The organism is Thermosulfurimonas sp. F29, assembly GCF_019688735.1.
In the GTDB taxonomy this organism is placed as follows: Bacteria; Desulfobacterota; Thermodesulfobacteria; order Thermodesulfobacteriales; family Thermodesulfobacteriaceae; genus Thermosulfurimonas_A.
In genome coordinates this window covers 1-1,354 of sequence record NZ_JAIFYA010000006.1, presented here as the reverse complement: position 1 = coordinate 1,354, position 1,354 = coordinate 1, and the positions used below count along the sequence as shown (strand labels likewise).

Sequence of the window (1,354 nt, the reverse complement as noted above, 5' to 3'; positions counted from 1 at the left end):
AGGGCAATTTGCCAGGGGTTCGGGAGAGAGTTGCGGCATGAGGCATCACCTCAATTTGGGGGTTGACCTGTCCAAAAGATGGGGTCCACTTCACTCCATCGTTTCGAAGGCTCCCTGGCAACCTCAATGGGAAAAGCTTCTTCCGTTCTCGGGGTCCGCCGCCAGCCTCGCTTCTTGCGAAGACAAAGACTAAGACCAAGCTTTCGATACAGTCTGTAAAATTTTTTGAGACTCACCTCAAAGCCTTCTTTTTGGATAAGAAACCATAGTCTACGATAGCCATAAGCTGGATTCTCCAAAGCCAATTTCTTAATCCTTCTGACCAGTTTTTCTTCGTAAGAAGCCTTTTTACTCCGATAGAAGTAAGAGGACTTAGATAGGTCGACCAGGCGTAAGGCTTTATTTAAGGAAAGACCATTTTCAACCAGTTCAGCGACTAACATTTTCTTTTCCTCCGGGGTCAAAAATTTTTTTTAATTACCTGAGTTAGGGCCTGGATTTCGAGTTCTTTTTCGGCCAGCAGTCGTTTCAGCCGGGCATTTTCTTCTTCCAGGGCTTTGAGGCGTTTGGCCTCTGAGGAGGAAAACCCGCGGTATTTTTTGCGCCACCGGTAGATGGTCTGTTCGGATATACCGTATTTTCTTGCGATAGCGGCTACGGAGTTACCGGGGCTGTCGGCCTCGGCCAGGATTCTGATGATCTGGTCGATAGTAAATTTTTTCATGGCTCACCCCCATTATTTTGAGTTGTCATTCCTATAAATCCTAACATCCCAGGTGGTTCGAAAAATGGGGAGCAGGTCAATCTAACAATCAATATTGCTATCTTTAATAATCAAGAAATTGTCAGGAGGTCCTTAAATAATTTATTCAGGATTTTACCTTCCTCACTTTAACTTAATTCCTCCTATTTCTTGACATCGTGAAAAAAATATGGGAGTATGGCTTCAGTTCAGGAAATAGGGGGAATTGTCATGAAAATGAATTCTGTCTGCGTTGTTATTTCTGTTATTTTCTTTTTTGTGGCTTTTTTTAATATTTCTCCGGCAAAAGCGGAAAAAGGGAGTGATTATCGAGAGGGTAGCACCCCAGAGGAAGTGCTTCTTCAGGAAAAAGGAGGAGTTCTTTTACCCAGAGGGGTACTTGTGGTGGAACCGGGATTTCAATATTCTCATACTTCTCGGGCGAGAATAGCCATCAGCGGATTTACTATTTTAGAAGCCATTGCTATAGGGCAGATTACTACTGAGGTAACCAAAAAGGATGTTTTTACCACCTTTTTAAATCTACGGTATGGTTTAGCTCACGGGTGGCAGGTTGATTGTAAGATCCCCTATCTCTATCGTCACGACCGA

General features: G+C 43.6%; 2 protein-coding genes and 1 pseudogene. 1 reads left to right on the top strand and 2 read right to left on the bottom strand.

Annotated elements, in window-relative coordinates:
* Nucleotides 1–50: 50 nt before the first annotated feature.
* Both K3767_RS11985 and K3767_RS11980 read right to left on the bottom strand, forming a co-directional pair.
* On the bottom strand, nt 51–443 hold the full coding sequence (locus tag K3767_RS11985; protein WP_221173838.1) for an IS3 family transposase: 393 nt from the start codon (nt 441–443) through the stop codon (nt 51–53).
* A 17-nt stretch (nt 444–460) separates the two neighbouring features.
* On the bottom strand, nt 461–724 hold the full coding sequence (locus K3767_RS11980; RefSeq protein ID WP_221173837.1) for a transposase: 264 nt from the start codon (nt 722–724) through the stop codon (nt 461–463).
* Nucleotides 725–973: 249 nt separating this feature from the next.
* Here K3767_RS11980 and K3767_RS11975 point away from each other — a divergent pair.
* A pseudogene (locus K3767_RS11975) lies at nt 974–1,354 on the top strand (hypothetical protein); the annotation flags it as partial.